Consider the following 17,097-nt stretch of genomic DNA (forward strand, 5'->3'; position numbering starts at 1 on the left):
ACCCCATGCGACATGGATTTCGAATGGACCCCGGAAGAAGACGCTTTTCGCAAGCGTCTGCAGGCATTCCTCGCAACAACGCTTCCCGAGGATTGGGAGCGGTTTTCGCAACATGGTCCCGCATCGCCTGCTCTGACCCGGTATGCCGAGACGTTCTGCGGAAAACTGGCGCAGGAGCGGTTGCTGACTCCGCATTGGCCCAAGGAGATCGGCGGCGAAGGGCTTGATCCCTGGCACCAGACGATCCTGGCCGAAGAAATGTGGGTCGCCGGCGAACCGCGCGGTGGCCAGTACATGAACATCAACTGGATCGGCCCCACGCTGATCAAGTACGGCAGCAAGGCGCAGCAGGAGCGTTACCTGCCGCCCATCGCCGAAGGGCGTGCGCTGTGGTGCCAGGGCTTTTCAGAGCCTGGTTCGGGTTCCGACCTTGCCTCGCTTCGCACCCGCGCGGTGCTGGAGGGTGAGCATTACCGTGTTACCGGGCAGAAGATTTGGACCAGCTATGCAGGGCTCGCCGACACGTGCTTTCTGCTGTGCCGGACATCGGAAGACCGCAAGCGGGGGATTTCCATCCTGCTGGTTCCTATGGACACGCCGGGCATCACCGTGCGGCAGATCCCTTCGCTAATCGGCGAGGGCGACATCCACGAGGTGTTCTTCGACGACATGCTGGTGCCTGCCGACGCGCTGTTCGGTGCCGAGGGACAGGCGTGGGAAATCATTGCATACAGCCTGGTCAACGAACGCCTGGGCATTCCGCGCTACAGCCTCGCGCGTGCCGCGCTGGACCGGGCAGTTAGCGTGCTGGTGCAGAACGGTGGCTGGAGCAGCGATGCCGTGAAGATCGAGGCGGCGCATTGCGCTGCCCTGTGCGAAGCGGCGCGCACGTCAAGCTATGCCATCGTCACGACCCGCGCACGCGGTCAGCAGGTCGGCCCGGAAAGTTCGGTGGCACGCTTTGCCACGGTGATGGCCGAGCGTCGCGTTGCGGAATTTGTTGTGGAATATCTGCCCGAGGCGCTTGCCGATGCGCACCCTTATCTCAAGATGCACCATCAGCGCGGCATCGTCGCCGGCATTGCCGCCGGAGCTGCAGAAATCCAGCTTAACATCATCGCCAACGATGTGCTGAAGCTGCCCCGGGAACCAAGATGACCCGAACCCCGATGACAGGCGAGACGCGCTGATGGATCTTTCACTCAACGCCGATCAGGTGGCCATTCTCGATTCGCTGGAATCGCTGACGCGGCCCTATGCCGGCGTGTCCCTGCACGAAACCGGCTTCTCCTTGACCGATGGCGCACTTGACCGCGAGCTCCAGCAGGGCGGGTTTCTGGATGTCGCCTCAGACCCTGATCTGGGTATGGTGACGGCTGCTATCGTTGTCGAACGCCTGGCACGATTGCCGCAGGCCACAAGGGCGGCGCTTGCGTCGATCATCGCCCCGATCCTCAAGCTGAATACACAGACGCCTTTGTGCATCGTCGCTGGTGACCAATTGCAGCGCCCCTTGCGGTTCTTGGGCGCAGGAGCCACGGTGGTTGTTGTCACGGACACCGTCAGCAGCTTCACCGCAACAGCATCGCAAGTCCGCGCTGAACCTGATGCGCTATATGGCTACCCCGTCGGCACATTGGTGGAAATGCCTTCTGACCGGGAAGAGCATGATGTCGGCAGCGACGTATTCATGACCCACTGGCGTATCGCGCTGGCTGCGGAATCCGCAGGGCTTCTCGCTGCCGCGCTGGACAGCGTTTGCGCCTATACGGCGCAGCGGCACCAGTTCGGACGGCCATTGGCCAGCTTCCAGGGGATGAGGCACCGTCTGGCAGAGGCCAAGGTGCGGACCAACGGCGTCTATTGGCTTGCGATGAGAGCGGGTGCTACCCTTAATCCGGCAGATGCTGCGCTGGCCGCGTTCCACGCGCAGGAGTCGGCGCGCCAAGTGGTGTATGATCTGCACCAGTTCATGGGAGGCATGGGGATGACGCTCGAACATCCACTGCATTTGTGGACCTACAGGCTCAAGCTGCTGGCCAGCGAAATGGGCGGACGCGGCGACAATGCGCTGGCGGCCGCCCGCTCCATTTGGGGCTGAGAGTCTACCTTTATTCCGCAGTGGCCGTTCTGTCAGGCGTGCCGGGTCGGTCCTTGATCTTCACGAAATCCGCCTCGAACTTGGGACGCATGGTGCCGCACAGCCGGTCCCATACGGTGGTATAACCGCCGAAATTGGCGGTGAAGTATTTGTGGTGCTGGTCGTGGAAGGTTGCGGTGATGAACCACTTTGTTGCCCAGCTCTTGTTCCACCAGCGCGGGAAAAGTTCATAGCCTGAATGGACATACAGCCCCATGATGATGTTGGTCGGGCCGATCAGCAGCATCGTTTCGGCATGCACTGTCACCAGCGCGGTAAACAACGGCACGAATCCGCCGTTGATCAGCGATTCCAGCGGGTTGACCGACAGCGTCGTCAGCAAGTTGGGCGATGTGGACTTGTGGTGCAGCTTGTGGATCCAGCTGTAGAACGGCTCCTTGTGCATGCCCCGGTGCAGCCAGTAGAACCATGTGTCGAACAGGATAAAATACGCAGCGTATTCCAGCGCGATCACCCACCATTCCACCGGGCCACTTTTGAAGCTGATCCAGCCATTGGCGGTCAGCCACTGCGTCGATCCACCGATCAGCAGTGTGGAGACAACAAGATTGATCGTCCCGAACATCGCCTCGTTCCGGAAAACCGACCATTTGAAGCCCCTTGGCTGGATCTTGCGGGCCTTGAAGAATCCGGTGAAGATCCCGGCCAGCAGCCCGGTGACGACGAACAGGGCAAGCCATATCTGCAGGGCCTTCTCGCCCGTTATCATCGTCTCAAACACTGGTATCCTCCTCTATATCTGCTGGCTTGGGCAGGCTGAAAAGCGCGGCGCTGCTGAGCAGCAGGAGCGCGATCGCCAGCCAGAAAAAGCGGTCATATCGGCCCGTCGCGTCGAAAATGAGCGAGGCGGCCAGAGGGCCGATGGCAGTTCCGGTCGACAGCGCGGCAAGAAGCCCGCCATATAGCGCGCCAAAGCTGTTCAGCCCGAAGAACCGGGTGGTGAGATAGACGATGACATCCACCTCCGCGCCCAGTGTCAGCCCCAGCATGATCGCGACCAGCGCGGGGGCAGGAGCGTAATCCTCCCCAAACAGCAGCATCAGGACCGCGATAATGGGGAGCAGGAACACGATTGCGCCGACATGCGAAGCGCGGAAGCGGTCGATGAGATATCCGGTCACCAGCCTGCCGACCACCGACGAAAGACCGATCAGCGATGCCAGCCACGCTGCTCTGGTCGGCTCTATCCCCCATCCAGCAAGGATCGGCATGAACTGGTAGTTCAGGGCAACGATGGTGAAGGTGAAAAAGAGGCTGGCCAACAACAATCGGACATAGACCGGTGACCGCAGGCCATCGCGGAAACCGACGCCGCTCGCCGCAGGTGGACGTGGCAAAGGTGATGCCTTGGCCGTGCGACCGGCATCGCGCGCGCCTCTGAAGAAGAGGAATACGACCGGCAGCACGACCGCCATCCAGATCAATCCATGCCAGACGAATGCGGTCCTCCAGCCATAGTCGCCGATCAGACGGGTCGCGAGCGGCGGGAACACGAATTGCGCGACCGATGCGCCGCACAGGGTGATGGCAAATGCCGTCCCGCGTGAGGCGGTGAACCGCGTGGCGACCGCGCTGGTCCACACCGTCGCCTGGACGGGGAGGGCAACCAGCGTCATGATCCCCCACATCAGATACCAGTTCGTCAGGCTGCCGGAGGATGTGCTGAACAGCGCAAAGCCCAGGCACACCAGAACCACACCGGCAAGCCCCAGCCTGCGCGAGCCGAACCGGTCGACCAGCATACCCACCGGGACGGCCAGCAGTGCCTGCACCAATATCGCAAAGGTGAACGCCCCGGTGAACTGCCCGCGCGTCCAGCCAAACTCCTTGGTGACCGGAAGGATATAGGGATAGATGCCATAAATGTGGATAACGCTGACCGAATAGCCGAACATCGCCGCCACCGGCAGCATGAAATGGCGACGCCATTCGGTTGTTGCGCCGGGCAAGACGGCCTGGTTCACGACGCGCCCCGGGCCATACCGATTTCCGCGAGGACTTCGTCGGTATGCGCGCCTGCCAGCGGCGTCTGGCCGGCGACCTTTCCGGGTGTTCTGGAAAACCAGGTCGGAACGCCCGGATAGCGGACCGGCCCCTGGTCGGTCTCGATCGTCTCAAAGAAGTCGATGGCATTGAGGTGCGGATTGTCCATCAACTCATCGGTGGTGCGCAATGGCGCGGCCGGAATGTTGAGCGCGTTCAGCAGCTCAAGCCATTCCGCCGTCGTGCGCTGCAGAAACGTCTCACCCAGCAGGCTGTAGACCGTGTCGATCTGCTTTGCGCGCTGCTGCAGAGTTGCCATATCGGGCGTTGCCCAGGCAGGCTTCACCGCTTCGGTAAACAGCTTCCAGTGCTTGTCGTTGTAAATGAGCGCTGCAACATAACCGTCGGCCGTCCTGTAGGGCTTGCGGTTGCGTGATGCGGCGCGGTGATAATGCGCGGGGCCTAGCGGCGGCGTGAACATCGCGCCGTTGGCATGTTCGACCAGCATGAAGCTGGCCATCGTCTCGAACATGCCGATCTCCACTTCCTGCCCCTCGCCGGTGCGTTCCCGGTGGAACAGTGCAAGGATGGTTGCATAGAGTGCGGTCAGCCCGGCGACCTTGTCGGCCATGATGGTGGCCACGAAGCCAGGCTCTCCGGTCATCAGCTGCTGGACATGCGGAATGCCGCATTCGGCCTGGATAGTGTCGTCATAAGCCGGCTTGTCGGCATCCGGTCCACGGCGGCTGTACCCGTAGCAATTTGTGTAGACGATGTCGGGTCTGATCGCCGCGACGGACGCATAATCGAAGCCGAGCCGGCCAATGGCCTTGGCGCGCATCGAGTGGATGAAGACGTCTGCCCCAGCGATAAGCCGGGTCAGCGCCTCCTTGCCTTCGTCGCTTTTCATGTCGAGCACGACGCTGCGCTTGCCGCGATTGACGTTGACGAACACGCCCGACATTCCTGGCACCGGGCCTTGCGAGATGTTGCGGGTGTCATCGCCCTGCGGCGGTTCGATCTTGATGACGTCGGCGCCCATGTCCGCCATGATTTGCGTGGCATAAGGGCCAAAGACCATGCTGGTCAGATCGATGATGCGAATACCATCCAATGGTCCGCCATGCTTGGGTCTAACCGACATTCATGCCTCCATGTGCGGGGCAAGCGCTAACCGATCAATCCGGGCAAACCAACGCCGTTGCAGCTTCGCCCCGCCGATATCGTCATGGCGGAGTGTTGAGGTGGCTCCGGGCGGCTGCTAGCCCGCTGACGGCTGCATTTTTGGGCGCCGGTCGGAGCATCACCTTGGACTTTTCATTGACAGACGATCAACAGACCATCCGCGACGCGGTGCTTGCCCTGTGCGCGCAGTTCTCTGATGACTACTGGTTGGAACGCGACAATGACGGGGAGTTTCCGGTCGAATTTCATCAGGCTATGGCTCAGGCCGGATGGCTCGGCATCGCGATGCCCGAAGGCTGTGGCGGATCGGGGCTGGGCATTACCGAAGCGGCGATCATGATGCAGGCGGTAGCGGAATCGGGTGGCGGCATGACCGCAGCATCATCCATCCATGGCCCGGTGTTCAGCATGGAGCCTATCATCGCATTCGGGACGCAGGAACAGCAGCAGCGGATGATCCCGCCAATCCTGTCCGGTGCGCAGAAGATGTGCTTTGCGGTGACCGAACCGAACGTCGGACTGGACACCACCAAGCTGAAGACCCGGGCCGAACGGGGTGATGGCGGCTATCGTGTCAACGGCGAGAAGATCTGGATCACCAACGCGCATGTCGCCGACAAGATGATGCTGCTGGCGCGCACCACGCCGCTCGATCAGGTCAAACGCAAGACCGAGGGCCTGTCACTGTTTTACACGTCAATAGACCGCAGCAAGATCGAGCACCGGCTGATCCCGAAGATGGGGCGGCATGCAGTTGGGTCTAACATGCTGTTCATTAACGATCTTTTCATCCCGGAAGAGGACCGGATCGGCAACGAGGGCGATGGCTTTAAGATCATCCTGCAGGGCCTGAACCCTGAGCGCATCCTGCTGGGGGCAGAGGCGGTGGGGCTTGGCCGGGTGGCGATCAAGCGCGCGGCGCAATATGCCCGCGAACGCATTGTCTTCGACCGGCCCATCGGCATGAACCAGGGCATCCAGCATCCGCTTGCCAAGTGCTGGGCACAGCTGGAGGCTGCCAACCTGATGGTGCTCAAAGGCGCAACGATGTTCGACAAGGGCGACGATTGCGGGGTCGAGGCCAACGCGGGCAAGTATCTGGCAGCAGAGGCAGGCTTCGAGGCATGCCACACAGCGATGCTGTCGATGGGCGGCATGGGCTATGCAAAGGAATATCATGTCGAGCGATACCTTCGCGAAGTGCTGATCCCGCGTACGGCTCCCGTCAGCCCGCACATGATCCTGAACTTCCTGGCCGAGAAGGTTCTCGAACTGCCGAAATCTTATTGAAAGGTCAGGGAGAAAGATGACCATGCCGACGCCACCAGCCCTCAAGATGCGCTCTTGGCTATTCGCACCGGGCGACAGCGCAAAAAAGATGGCCAAGGCCGCAGCCAGCAACGCCGACATTGCGCTATTCGATCTTGAGGATGCCGTCGCGACAGACAACAAGCCGCTGGCGCGCCGGATGGTCCACGATTTCCTCGAAGCCAACGCTGGGGACCGCGCGCGTTTGTGGGTGCGGATCAACCCCTTCGACGGCCCGTACACGCTGGCTGATCTGGCCGCCGTCATGCCCGCGCATCCCGGTGGCATCATGCTGCCCAAGGTCTATGGCCGCGCCGATGTCGACAGACTGCATCATTGCCTGTCAGCGCTTGAGGTGGCCAACGGCATCAAAGAAGGATCCACCCCGGTCATCGTGCTGATCACCGAGACGGCAGAGGCGATGTTCCATACCGGCAGCTACAAAGGGGCTCCAAGGGTCGTGGCGCTGACCTGGGGTGCGGAGGATCTGGCCGAGTCGATCGGCGCGAGCAGCAATCGCAATCCCGATGGCAGCTATGGCTTTACCTATGAACTGGCGCGCAGTCTGACCGTGCTGGGCGCAGCGACCGCCGGCGTTGCGGCAATCGAGACGATTTCGGCGGATTTCAGGGATCTTGATGCCTTGCGTCTGCGTGCTGAGAAGGTGCGCCGTGATGGATTTCGCGGGATGCTCGCGATTCATCCGGCGCAAGTCGATGTCATCAATGACGCATTCACGCCGAGCGCGGAGGAAATTGCGCAAGCCCGCGAGATCGTCGCGATTTTCGATGCCAACCCTGGGGTCGGGGCGATCGGCTACAAGGGCGGGATGCTCGACAGGCCGTATCTGTCGCGCGCGCAGCAATTGCTGGCGCAGGTGGCAGACGCGTGACGATCAGCATCAGCGCTGCGGAGCTCGAACTTGCCCGGTTCGTCCAGCCGGGGGATGCCATCATGCTGGGCCAGGCGTGCGGCGAGCCGACCACGCTGATCGAGGCGCTGATCGCGCAGGGGCAGGGCATTGGCGGTCTTGACGCCTTCATTGCTACAAGCTTTTCGGGCATTTTCACGCCTTCGACGGCAGATGCCTTCCGCCTGTCCAGCATGGGGGCGATCAGCGCGTTGCGATCCATGAGCAAGGCGCATCGGCTCGGCGTTATCCCCTGCCATGTGGGGCAGGTCGCGCCGCTGATAGAGGGGGGGATCATCGGCTGCGATGTCGCGATGGTGCAGGTCAGCCCCGCCGACGCACAGGGTAACCATAGCTTCGGTCTGATCAGCGACTACGTCCAAGCCGCGGTGGCGAAGGCGCGTGTCGTTATCGCAGAGGTCAACGCGCAGGTGCCGTACACGCTGGGCGAGACGCTGCCGGCATCGCGGATCGATGTAGCGGTGCATGTCGATCGCCCGCCGGTCGAGGTGATGCCCGCCGCGATTTCTGCGACCGACGAGGCTATTGCCCGCCATTGTGCCGAGTTCATCGGGGATGGCGCGGTCATCCAGACCGGTGTCGGCGCGGTGCCCGATGCGATCCTGCGGCTGCTGCATGACCGCAAGGATCTGGGCGTGCATTCGGGCATGCTGGGCGATGGCCTGGTCGATCTGGCCGATGCAGGCGTTCTGACCAACGCGCGCAAGGAAATCGATCGCGGCGTATCGATCAACGGCGCGCTGATCGGCACCCGGCGGCTTTACGATTTTGCGCATCGCAATCCATCCGTGCGCATGACGCGGACGGCCTACACTCATGACAGCACAGTGCTGGCACAGCTGTCACGGCTGGTGACGGTCAATTCCGCGATGGAGGTCGATCTGACCGGGCAGGTCAATGCCGAGCAGTCGGGCGACATGTATCTCGGCGGCACGGGCGGGCAGCTCGATTTCGTGCGGGCTGGGGTGCGCTCGCCCGGCGGGCATTCGATCATCGCCTTGCCCGCAACTGCCAGGGGCGGGACGATCAGCAAGATCGTTGCGGCACTGTCCGGGCCGGTCACAACCGCGCGCAGCGAGGTCGACATCATCGTGACCGAATTCGGCGCGGCGCAATTGCGTGGCCAGCCGCTCGCGGAGCGGGCACGCCGGATGGTGGCAATCGCGCATCCGGATTTTCGCGAGGCGCTGGCGCGCGCTGCGCATGGCATCGAGCAGCGGGGATTCTAGGCTATGTCTGATGCGGTTCTCTACACGGTCGATGGCGATGGCATCGGGGTCATCACCATCAACCGGCCCGAACAGCGCAACTGCCTGTCCCGGGAGGTTCGTGAGGGGCTGCGCGCGGCATGGCAACAGTTCGAAGAAGATGATGCAGCCAAGATCGCCATCCTGACGGGGACCGGGCAAAAGGCTTTCTGCGCGGGTGGTGATCTGAAGGAAATGGTGGAAACCGGAATGAAGGTTCCCCCACGCGACATGTTTCCAGTGCCGTATGAGACGATCACGCTCTCTAAGCCGACAATCGCGGCGGTCAACGGCGTGGCATTTGCGGGCGGCTGGATGATCGCGCAGGGGTGCGACCTGTGCGTCGCCTCGACCACCGCACGCTTCGCGATTACCGAGGTGAAGGTGGGCAGGGGGTCGCCCTGGGCGGCGCCGCTCATCCACATGATCCCGCAGCGGATCTTCATGGAGATCGTGCTCACCGGCAAGCCGATCACCGCCCAGCGCGCGTACGAGATCGGTCTGGTGAACCGCCTTGCGGAACCCGATGCGCTGATCGACGCCGCGCTCGACTTGGCGCGTGAGGTAATCGAAGGCGCGCCGCTTTCTGTGGCAGCAGCCCGGGCGAGCGTGATGCTGGCGACGGAAATGGGCCGCTCAGCCGCGCTCGATGCGGCGTGGGCGGCGCATGAGGAGGCGTACAACAGCAAGGACGCGCAGGAAGGACCACGCGCCTTTGCCGAGAAGCGCAAACCGGTGTGGAAAGGGCGCTAAGGCTTGCTCGGCGCGCGATGGTTGACCAGCGGGCGCTGGTAGGACGGATCGCTGCTGTCCCGCGCTGACCGGCCGTTGGCGGAAATATCCGGCACATCGCCAAAGGGTGGCGGCAGCGACGGCTGAATGCAGCTCCATTCGATGACGTTGGTGCGCAGCGCGATCCGCCAGCTGCCATCGCGTCTTTCCAACCGGTCGATATAGCGGCCGCCTGCCAGCGTCACCGTTTCGCCGCCGCCCTCTTCCCAGGGGTGGTTGCGTCCGATGAACTGGTAATAGCATTCGCTGTGCGCGGTATCCCCGGCGATATCGATATAGTGGTTGAGCAGGACATGGTGTGTCAGCACCTGACCTGCCTCGTGCAGTGGCTTGGCCCATTCCCAGCAGCCAGCGACATCGCCGACATAAGGCCCGGCGGCAATCACCGCATCGGTGTGGAAGGCTGACAGGAACAGCGCGCGGTCGAACCGGTCCATGCCCCGGCAGAACCGGAGCAGGCAGTCATGGATGTCCTGCCGGTCGACCAGCATAAGCAGTCGGGCGTCATCTGTCATGCCTTTGTCCGTTCGGCATGGGCCCATTTGAAGGTTTCGCCCAGATGATCGGCCATGCCTGAGGGATAGGGCGGGAAGACCCATTGGTCCGCACTTTTGCGGATCGCATCGAGATTGCCAGCGACGGCCTCGGGCGACCAGTCGGACTGCCACACCCCCTTGCTCTCGACCGTCCAGGTGCGCGCCATCCGTCCTCCGCCCGCGACATAATGCTCGCCCGATACGCTGCAGCTTTCGTGCGCCAGCCAGGCCACCATCGGGGCAACAAGCTCTGGCTCAAGCGGAGGATATGCGGTGGTATCTAGGCCATCGGCCATGCGGGTTACGGCGGCTGGCGCAATTGTGTTCGACAGGATGCCGTGGTCGCCGCCTTCCAGCGCGATGACATTGTTGAGCCCCATCAGGCCGGCCTTCGACATGCCGTAATTGACAGTGGTCTTGCTGCCATAGAGCCCGCTGCAGGACGTTGTCAGCACGACCCGGCCATAATTGGCCGTGATCATGTGTGGCATTGCGGCCTTGGCAAGATAGAAGCCACCCTTGAAATGCACGTCGGTCACCGCATCGAAATCCTCAATGCTGAGTTCGGCGATGGTGCCGTAGCGGACATTGCCCGCATTGTGGATGAGGATGTCGATGCGGCCCCAGGTGTCGATCGCGCACTGGATGATCGCGGCGGCTCCGGCGGCCGTTGCCACCGATTCAGCGCAGGCGACCGCCTCGCCACCTGACGAGAGGATTTCGCCAACAACCTCATCTGCCGGGTTGGAGATGATATCATCGCCCCGCGATGCGCTGCCATTGTCGTTAACCACGACCTTGCAGCCCCGAGCAGCGAGCAGCAGGGCATAGGAGCGCCCCAGCCCGCGACCCGCGCCGGTAATCACGGCCACCCGGCCATCGAAACGCAGGGTATCCATGGGTTCGTTCTCCTTATGCGATTGGCTGCCAGATAGGCGATCCACGCGTGGCACGTGCAGATGGGATCATTGCGCCATCGACGTCGGCTATCCCGTAGTCCTGGGCCAGTTCCGCGGTAATGAACTCGCCACCCGATCGCGCCATGATGGCAGGATCCAGCGCCAGCGCGGCGATCACGCGGCCAGGATGTTCGGTCGAGCTGCCCTGCTGGCTGGTGATCGTTGCGGTCATCTTGTCCGCCATTCGGGCGAAATTGTCCTTCGCCTTTTCGGTCATCGTCAGGCCCTGCCACAGCGTCAGCGCCGCAACGCTGTGCGGCTTCAGTTCGACCGCCATGTCGCGTGACATGCGTCCTACCGCAGTCTTCGATGTTCCGAAAATGACGCCGTAGGTGTAGGTGGTCGCCGCATAGCCCGAGATCGCAACGATCAACCCCGATTTCTGCGGAACCATGATTTGCGCGGCATGCCAGGCAGCGATGAAGTTGGACCGGACCCCGACATCCCACATTTCCAGGTTGGACAACGGCTTCTCCCAGAAGCTGCCCGGTTCGATCAGATCGTCGGAGAGCAGGAAGGCATTGTTGACCAGGATGTCGAGGCGGCCATGATCGCGCCGCAGCTGCGCAAACAGGGCTTCGACCTGCGCGTCATCGGCATGGTCGCAGGCAACGGCAACGCCTTTGCCGCCCGCTGCATCGCAATCGTCGGCGGTCTGTCCGACAGTGCCGGGAAGGTAGTAATCGCCCTCGGTCACGCTGCGGCCGGTCACGTAGACCGTGGCTCCCTGCCGCGCGAGGGCGATGGCGATACCCTTGCCGATTCCGCGGCTGGCCCCGGTGACGAGCGCAACCTTGCCTGCGAGCGCGTGCGCGTCAGGCATTGGCCGGACGGACATAGGTGGCCTCGTCGGGCGCTGGGCCATCTGGAAAGGCCCCGTAATTGGGGGTGTCGGCAAAATGACCGGTCAAGTCGGGGGGCCCGCGATATTTCATGCTCCAGTGGCGCCTTGCAAAACGCCAGAGGCCGTCTTCCTCGACATAATCGTCATGATACCAGCCGATGGTCATCGCGGTGCTGCCGTCCTGCATCCGGGCAAACTCGGTCATGTTGAGCCGCCCTTTCGCCGTGCCCTTGCCGATCTCCAGAATCGGAAGTCCGGTTATGATGTGGATGTGCGTGCACCGGCCCAGCATGCTGCGGCAGGCCTCGGCGATCTTTTCGCGTCCGACGATATTCATTCCTGCGATCTTCCACAGTCCGTCGGCTGCAAAGCATGCGGAAAACTCCAGTGCATCCTGCCTCCACACCGCATCGGCAAAGCGAGCGTGCAACTGCCGGATGCCGACATCTGCGGCAATCGGGTCGGTCATCGAACAGGGCTCCTTGCGTTCATCGTCGCCCCGTATTGCCACGGCGCGCGCGCGGCGCACATGGCCGCAGGCGCATTAGCGCCACAGCGATGCTGACCCGGCATAATCCGCTTGAGTGCGCAGTGCGCTTGCCTGCACATGGTCGGGAGCGAATGCATGGAGAAGCCAGCAATGAATGATGCCACCAGAACCGTCGCATCGGTCGAGCAACTGGAAGCACCGGTCATCATCGGCACCGAGGCGTACCTTTCGCCAGACTATGCGCGGGCAGAGCGCGACCGTTTGTGGCGCAAGGCATGGCTGCAGGCTGGCCGGATCGAGGACATTGCGGAAACCGGCGATTTCGTGACCTTCGACATCCACGACGACTCCATCATAATCGTACGGGAGGATGCACAGACCATCCGGGCGTTTCATAATGTGTGCGTGCATCGCGGGCGCAAGCTGGTCGATACGCCGCCCGGACAACGCAACGCGCGCGGCAACCGCCGCAGCTTCATCTGCGGATTTCACGGCTGGTCGTACGGGCTGGACGGCAACTGCACGTACATTCCGCACAAGGAAGACTGGCAAGGTTCTCTGACCGATGATCGCACCCGGCTCTCTGGCGTCAAATGCGAGACATGGGGTGGGTGGCTTTGGATCAACATGGACCCCGAAAGCGTGTCTCTGGACGCGTGGCTGGGCGTCGTGCCAGAGATGCTCGATCCCTATCAACTGCACAACATGCGTGCGCGCTGGCGCAAGTGGATCGTCTTCGACTGCAACTGGAAAGTGGCGATGGAAGCGTTCAACGAGACCTATCATGTCGCTACCACCCATCCGGAGTTCAACGCCTTCGGGCAGTTCCGCGGCTGGGCGCGCATTCAGGGGCTGCACACGCATATCGGCTATGAAGCCCCCAAGGGGCTCGAAGAGGACGCCGGCAAAATGCGCACCGGCACCGGTGCCGATCCGCGCAGGTCAACGGCGGAAATGCAGATGTTCACCTGGGAAAACGCCAACACCAACACCACGATGACCTTGGTGAACGCGGCCAAGCGTCTGATCGATGAACTGCCCGAGGATACGCCTGCCAGCGAAGTGTCGCGCCATTGGATCTCCACCGCGCGCGCCGACGATGAAAGGCGCGGGGTGGTCTGGCCCACCGTCGATCCGATGCATACCGCGAAGGCAGGAACAGCCTGGCAGATCTTCCCCAATTTCCAGATCGGCCACGCGGTCAACAACATGCTGTGCTACATGGCGCGGCCCTGGGGCAACGATCCCGACAGGTGCATTTTCGAGGCCGCCGTCTACGAACTCTACCCTGAAGGAGAGGCGCCCGAGACGCGATGGGAATACACTGAGCCTGACAACTGGCCGCCGGTGTTGCAACAGGATTTCGCCAACATGGCTGCAGTGCAGCAGGGCATGAAGAGCGCAGGCTTCAAGGGCACGCAGCCCAACCCCTATATGGAACGGTCGACGGCCAGCCTGCACATGAATCTGGCGAAGTTCATGGGCGCTGGAGCGCCCGTGGCGCGCGACTGACATGGAGCAGGAAGAGATCGGCCAACTGCGAGCCACAGTCCGCAAGATGCAGGACCGGCAGGACATCCTTGATTGCATCGTCCGTGAGGCGAGGGGCCGCGACCGTCACGATAGTGCGCTGACTGCCAGCTGCTACTGGCCCGATGGATGGGATGAGCATGGCCCTTCGATTACCGGAGCATCTGAATATCCCGAGCGCGCTAATGCCGGGCACGCCGCGTTCTTCAGCGCAACCAGCCACAGCCTGACCAACCACAGCTGCGAGCTTGATGGGGATGATGCGGTCTGTGAGACCTATGTTCTGGGTGCTCTGCTCTCAAAGGACGGTTCACGCTGCATCCTCTCGCCTGGCCGCTACATCGATCACATGCAGCGCCGGGAGGGCGAGTGGCGTATCAAGGCACGCAGGACGATCGTCGACATGGCGCTCGAAGGCAGCGCCGAATGGCTTGCCACGCCGGCGCTGAAGGGGTTTCTCAAAGGGACATGGGACGCTGCCGACGTTTCGTATGCGCGTCCGGTGGTCATAGGGGCCGATGGTGAGCGTTGGCAGCAGCAGATGCAGGACCGGTAATTATCTGATGACAAGCGGATATTGCGTGTGCGGCGCAACATTGTGCGTATCGCGGGCAGATGGCGGGAACCCGCCCCGCGCATCTCGGATGCCCCACCGCTTGCCGGCCTCTGCCCCGATCAGCGTCTGGCCGGACAGGTCTGACATCCGTGGATCGTTGAAGAGAGCCCAGATGACATCGCCCGTGTAACCTGGGTCTTCGAGGCCCTGGGATAGCTGTCCATAACGGGCGGGGTCAGCTGCGATCATTGCCAGCAGGCGTTCGGTCGCCAACGCCCCCATCCAGATCGAAACTGCTGCCACGCCGGTACCTTCAAGGTCAACTGCCATGTCGGCCGCCATCTTGTCCACGCCCGCCTTGTGCGCGCCATAGGCAGGGCCGAAACAATAATGCACGGCTCCGGGTGATGACGTGAACGCAATCAGGCCGCGCCGCTGTTTCACCATCAACTGCGCTGCAAACCAGCTGGCGACAAACCCACTGCGCACGCCGACGGTAATCATGTCACCTATGGCGAGCGGCTTTTCCCAGAAATGGCCGGGGGCATCGAGCTGATCATGGATAGCGCAGGCGTTGTTGACCAGAATGTCCAGCCGGCCATGGTCGTGGGCAATGCGATCAAACAGGGCAGCGACATCGGAATCGACATTATGGTCGCATCGCACGGCAATGCCGGTTCCGCCAGCTTCGGTTACCGCACTTGCGGTCTCGAAGATTGTCCCCGGCATTGCACTTTCGGCGGCATCCGTGGATCGTCCGGTGACATAGACCGTGCATCCCTGTCTGCCCAGCGCCACCGCGATACCCTTGCCCGCGCCCCGGCTTGCGCCGGTGACCAACGCGATCGGGGCGACCGGGGCAGCATCGTCAGGCAAACGGTTCCTCGCCTTTGAGCTTGGTGCGGTGCATCATGCGGCCGCAGGTGAGGTCATAGGGTTCGGCCCGGTGCATTGTGCCGGTGTTGTCCCACATCACCAGATCGCCTTCATCCCATGCATGGCTGTAGCTGAACTGTTCCTGCGTCGCCCATTCGCGAAGGCCGTGGATGATCTCGGCGCTCTCGAAGTGGTTTTTGCCCAGCACCGTCAGCGTCGTGCAGCCGATGACGAGCGATTCCCGCCCCGAGCGGTGTTTCCACACCAGTGGCAACTCGTTCTCGCCAACGCTGCGCATGCCCTTCAGCTTGGCGAGGCTGGGTTCGGGGTCGTAATAGAATACTGTCGGCCACACCCCATGGATGGTGCGCAGGTCCTTGAGCTCGGCCTTGCGCTCTTCGGGCAGCGCATCCCAGGCTGCATAGGTGTTGCAGAACCCGGTGTTGCCCGTGCCCTTGGGCGCGGCGACCTTGCACGACAGCAGCGATGCAAGGATCGGCACGTCGTTCATTGTGCCGTCGATATGCCAGTACAGCGAGCCCTTGAGATATTCGGCTGCACCTGGGTTTTCCTTGATGTCGAGCGTGATCTTGCTGACATTCTCGCCATCTCCCATCCGCTCGGGCGCAAATTCGCCGAGTGTCTTGGTGAAGGCGACCTGTTCCTCGTCGGTGAAGTTGACCTGCTTGAAGACCAGCACGCCGCGTTCCTCCAGCAACTCGCGGATCTCAGGGCCAAGCTCGCCCGACAGCAGTTCCGCCTTGCTGTTGAGAACGCGGCTGCCGATCACGGGGCGCAGCGCTTCGTGACGCAGTTGGGTGAGGGTTGTAGATGCGGTGGCCATGTTCAGTTCTCCCAGGCTTCGGTTCCGTTCAGGATCGTGCGGTGCATCATCCGTCCTGACGCTGGATCATAAGGTGTGGCGCGGTGCAGTGAGGTCCGGTTGTCCCAGATTACCGTATCGCCAACGGTCCATTTGTGGCGATAGCTGAACGCCTCGCCTGTTGCGAACTCGCGCAGGCCGTGAAGGACGCGGTAACTGTCTTTAGGGTCCAGACCCTTCACATAATGCGCGGTATTGCCCAGCACGAGCGACTTGCGCCCCGATTTGTGCGTGCATACCAGCGGCAACTCAGCCTCGCCCTTGTCGATCCAGTCTTCGAGCTGTTCCATCGAGGGTTCGGGGGTGTGATACAGTTGCGAACGCCAGAGCGAGTGAACCACGCGCATATCGGCGATCGCGTCCTTGCGTTCTTGCGGCAGGGCATCATAGGCCGATGCGGTATTGGCAAAATCGGTGTCGCCGCCTTCGCTTGCCAGCACTATGGCGGTGAGCATCGAGGCGCGGATCGGCATGGAGTGCATCGTGCCATCGATATGCCAGAACAGCGAACCCTTGAGGTATTCGGCGATCTTCTGGTTGATCTTCTCATCCAGCGTCACTTTGAACATCGCTTCGCCGCGGATCTCGTTGACGTTTCCGCCCAGCAGGTTTGTGAACTGGATCTGCTCTTCATCGGTGAAATTGATCTGCGGGAAGATCAGCACGCCGCTTGTTTCCAGCAGCGCATTGATCCTGGACGACAGTGCGCCCGACAGGAGCTCCGCCTTGCTGTTGAGCACCCGCGCGCCGATTTTCGGCTTGATCACCTCAAAGTGCAACTCGGTCTGCGCAAGATCGGTGACGGCCATCGCTGCT

The 17,097-nt window shown here is 62.1% G+C and carries 18 protein-coding genes; 8 read left to right on the forward strand and 10 right to left on the reverse strand.

Going from position 1 to position 17,097, the window contains the following annotated elements; genetic code table 11:
- The first annotated feature begins 12 nt into the window (after positions 1 to 12).
- Positions 13 to 1,158, forward strand: a complete 1,146-nt coding sequence (locus BSY18_RS04555) for an acyl-CoA dehydrogenase family protein (RefSeq protein WP_069049795.1) — start codon at positions 13 to 15, stop codon at positions 1,156 to 1,158.
- A 31-nt stretch (positions 1,159 to 1,189) separates the two neighbouring features.
- A complete protein-coding gene (locus BSY18_RS04560; RefSeq protein WP_069049796.1) occupies positions 1,190 to 2,101 on the forward strand; it encodes an acyl-CoA dehydrogenase family protein in 912 nt (303 codons plus the stop codon).
- A 10-nt stretch (positions 2,102 to 2,111) separates the two neighbouring features.
- Here the strand turns inward: BSY18_RS04560 and BSY18_RS04565 are convergent, their stop codons facing one another.
- From BSY18_RS04565 to BSY18_RS04575, 3 genes are read right to left on the reverse strand one after another with little or no spacing between them, the layout of a single operon-like run.
- Positions 2,112 to 2,882 (reverse strand): sterol desaturase family protein, encoded by a 771-nt coding sequence (locus BSY18_RS04565; protein ID WP_069049797.1) that lies wholly within the window; start codon positions 2,880 to 2,882, stop codon positions 2,112 to 2,114.
- The gene (locus tag BSY18_RS04570; protein WP_236823444.1) at positions 2,875 to 4,125 is read right to left on the reverse strand and encodes an MFS transporter; all 1,251 of its coding nucleotides are present in this window, start codon (positions 4,123 to 4,125) and stop codon (positions 2,875 to 2,877) included. The genes BSY18_RS04565 and BSY18_RS04570 overlap by 8 nt, the downstream gene beginning before the upstream one ends.
- A complete protein-coding gene (locus BSY18_RS04575; RefSeq protein WP_069049798.1) occupies positions 4,122 to 5,288 on the reverse strand; it encodes a CaiB/BaiF CoA transferase family protein in 1,167 nt (388 codons plus the stop codon). The genes BSY18_RS04570 and BSY18_RS04575 overlap by 4 nt, the downstream gene beginning before the upstream one ends.
- A 176-nt stretch (positions 5,289 to 5,464) precedes the next feature.
- Here BSY18_RS04575 and BSY18_RS04580 point away from each other — a divergent pair, with 176 nt between their 5' ends.
- Genes BSY18_RS04580 through BSY18_RS04595 form a run of 4 tightly spaced genes read left to right on the forward strand, consistent with a single transcriptional unit; the run spans position 5,465 to position 9,568 of the window.
- The gene (locus BSY18_RS04580) at positions 5,465 to 6,619 is read left to right on the forward strand and encodes an acyl-CoA dehydrogenase family protein (protein ID WP_236823445.1); all 1,155 of its coding nucleotides are present in this window, start codon (positions 5,465 to 5,467) and stop codon (positions 6,617 to 6,619) included.
- 16 nt (positions 6,620 to 6,635) lie between these two features.
- Positions 6,636 to 7,529 carry an HpcH/HpaI aldolase/citrate lyase family protein gene (locus BSY18_RS04585; RefSeq protein ID WP_069049800.1) on the forward strand — a complete coding sequence of 298 codons (894 nt, stop codon included), beginning with the start codon at positions 6,636 to 6,638 and terminating at the stop codon, positions 7,527 to 7,529.
- Positions 7,526 to 8,797: an acetyl-CoA hydrolase/transferase family protein gene (locus tag BSY18_RS04590; protein WP_083231306.1), complete on the forward strand. Its 1,272-nt coding sequence runs from the start codon at positions 7,526 to 7,528 to the stop codon at positions 8,795 to 8,797. The genes BSY18_RS04585 and BSY18_RS04590 overlap by 4 nt, the downstream gene beginning before the upstream one ends.
- A gap of 3 nt (positions 8,798 to 8,800) precedes the next feature.
- Positions 8,801 to 9,568 carry an enoyl-CoA hydratase/isomerase family protein gene (locus tag BSY18_RS04595; protein WP_069049801.1) on the forward strand — a complete coding sequence of 256 codons (768 nt, stop codon included), beginning with the start codon at positions 8,801 to 8,803 and terminating at the stop codon, positions 9,566 to 9,568.
- Here the strand turns inward: BSY18_RS04595 and BSY18_RS04600 are convergent.
- Genes BSY18_RS04600 through BSY18_RS04615 form a run of 4 tightly spaced genes read right to left on the reverse strand, consistent with a single transcriptional unit; the run spans position 9,565 to position 12,415 of the window.
- Positions 9,565 to 10,122, reverse strand: coding sequence for a nuclear transport factor 2 family protein (locus BSY18_RS04600; protein WP_069049802.1), 558 nt, complete (start codon positions 10,120 to 10,122; stop codon positions 9,565 to 9,567). The two genes, BSY18_RS04595 and BSY18_RS04600, sit on opposite strands and share 4 nt — an antisense overlap.
- Positions 10,119 to 11,042 (reverse strand): SDR family NAD(P)-dependent oxidoreductase, encoded by a 924-nt coding sequence (locus tag BSY18_RS04605; RefSeq protein ID WP_069049803.1) that lies wholly within the window; start codon positions 11,040 to 11,042, stop codon positions 10,119 to 10,121. Before BSY18_RS04605 ends, BSY18_RS04600 begins: the two co-directional genes overlap by 4 nt.
- Before the next feature lie 13 nt (positions 11,043 to 11,055).
- A complete protein-coding gene (locus BSY18_RS04610) occupies positions 11,056 to 11,925 on the reverse strand; it encodes an SDR family NAD(P)-dependent oxidoreductase (RefSeq protein WP_069049804.1) in 870 nt (289 codons plus the stop codon).
- Entirely contained in the window at positions 11,918 to 12,415 is a 498-nt protein-coding gene (locus BSY18_RS04615; protein WP_150126206.1) for a nuclear transport factor 2 family protein, read from the reverse strand. Before BSY18_RS04615 ends, BSY18_RS04610 begins: the two co-directional genes overlap by 8 nt.
- A 156-nt stretch (positions 12,416 to 12,571) precedes the next feature.
- Between BSY18_RS04615 and BSY18_RS04620 the strand changes: the two genes are divergently transcribed.
- Together BSY18_RS04620 and BSY18_RS04625 are read left to right on the forward strand one after the other, a co-directional pair.
- The gene (locus BSY18_RS04620) at positions 12,572 to 13,948 is read left to right on the forward strand and encodes an aromatic ring-hydroxylating oxygenase subunit alpha (RefSeq protein WP_236823446.1); all 1,377 of its coding nucleotides are present in this window, start codon (positions 12,572 to 12,574) and stop codon (positions 13,946 to 13,948) included.
- A gap of 1 nt (position 13,949) precedes the next feature.
- Positions 13,950 to 14,522, forward strand: coding sequence for a nuclear transport factor 2 family protein (locus tag BSY18_RS04625; RefSeq protein ID WP_069049807.1), 573 nt, complete (start codon positions 13,950 to 13,952; stop codon positions 14,520 to 14,522).
- Here the strand turns inward: BSY18_RS04625 and BSY18_RS04630 are convergent, their stop codons facing one another.
- From BSY18_RS04630 to BSY18_RS04640, 3 genes are read right to left on the reverse strand one after another with little or no spacing between them, the layout of a single operon-like run.
- Entirely contained in the window at positions 14,523 to 15,398 is an 876-nt protein-coding gene (locus BSY18_RS04630; protein ID WP_216094717.1) for an SDR family NAD(P)-dependent oxidoreductase, read from the reverse strand.
- Positions 15,391 to 16,242 (reverse strand): TauD/TfdA dioxygenase family protein, encoded by an 852-nt coding sequence (locus BSY18_RS04635; RefSeq protein WP_069049808.1) that lies wholly within the window; start codon positions 16,240 to 16,242, stop codon positions 15,391 to 15,393. Before BSY18_RS04635 ends, BSY18_RS04630 begins: the two co-directional genes overlap by 8 nt.
- A 2-nt stretch (positions 16,243 to 16,244) precedes the next feature.
- A complete protein-coding gene (locus BSY18_RS04640; protein WP_069049809.1) occupies positions 16,245 to 17,090 on the reverse strand; it encodes a TauD/TfdA dioxygenase family protein in 846 nt (281 codons plus the stop codon).
- Positions 17,091 to 17,097: the final 7 nt, after the last annotated feature.

This window comes from Blastomonas sp. RAC04, assembly GCF_001713435.1.
Taxonomy (GTDB): domain Bacteria; phylum Pseudomonadota; class Alphaproteobacteria; order Sphingomonadales; family Sphingomonadaceae; genus Blastomonas; species Blastomonas fulva.

Bases quoted from the DNA above. Each gene is read 5' to 3' on its own strand.
- BSY18_RS04620 (WP_236823446.1), top strand. From the start codon at position 12,572: ATGGAGAAGCCAGCAATGAATGATGCCACCAGAACCGTCGCATCGGTC.
- BSY18_RS04635 (WP_069049808.1), bottom strand. From the start codon at position 16,242: ATGGCCACCGCATCTACAACCCTCACCCAACTGCGTCACGAAGCGCTG.
- BSY18_RS04560 (WP_069049796.1), top strand. From the start codon at position 1,190: ATGGATCTTTCACTCAACGCCGATCAGGTGGCCATTCTCGATTCGCTG.
- BSY18_RS04585 (WP_069049800.1), top strand. From the start codon at position 6,636: ATGACCATGCCGACGCCACCAGCCCTCAAGATGCGCTCTTGGCTATTC.
- BSY18_RS04640 (WP_069049809.1), bottom strand. From the start codon at position 17,090: ATGGCCGTCACCGATCTTGCGCAGACCGAGTTGCACTTTGAGGTGATC.
- BSY18_RS04610 (WP_069049804.1), bottom strand. From the start codon at position 11,925: ATGCCTGACGCGCACGCGCTCGCAGGCAAGGTTGCGCTCGTCACCGGG.
- BSY18_RS04625 (WP_069049807.1), top strand. From the start codon at position 13,950: ATGGAGCAGGAAGAGATCGGCCAACTGCGAGCCACAGTCCGCAAGATG.
- BSY18_RS04575 (WP_069049798.1), bottom strand. From the start codon at position 5,288: ATGTCGGTTAGACCCAAGCATGGCGGACCATTGGATGGTATTCGCATC.
- BSY18_RS04595 (WP_069049801.1), top strand. From the start codon at position 8,801: ATGTCTGATGCGGTTCTCTACACGGTCGATGGCGATGGCATCGGGGTC.
- BSY18_RS04555 (WP_069049795.1), top strand. From the start codon at position 13: ATGGATTTCGAATGGACCCCGGAAGAAGACGCTTTTCGCAAGCGTCTG.
- BSY18_RS04600 (WP_069049802.1), bottom strand. From the start codon at position 10,122: ATGACAGATGACGCCCGACTGCTTATGCTGGTCGACCGGCAGGACATC.
- BSY18_RS04605 (WP_069049803.1), bottom strand. From the start codon at position 11,042: ATGGATACCCTGCGTTTCGATGGCCGGGTGGCCGTGATTACCGGCGCG.
- BSY18_RS04615 (WP_150126206.1), bottom strand. From the start codon at position 12,415: ATGACCGACCCGATTGCCGCAGATGTCGGCATCCGGCAGTTGCACGCT.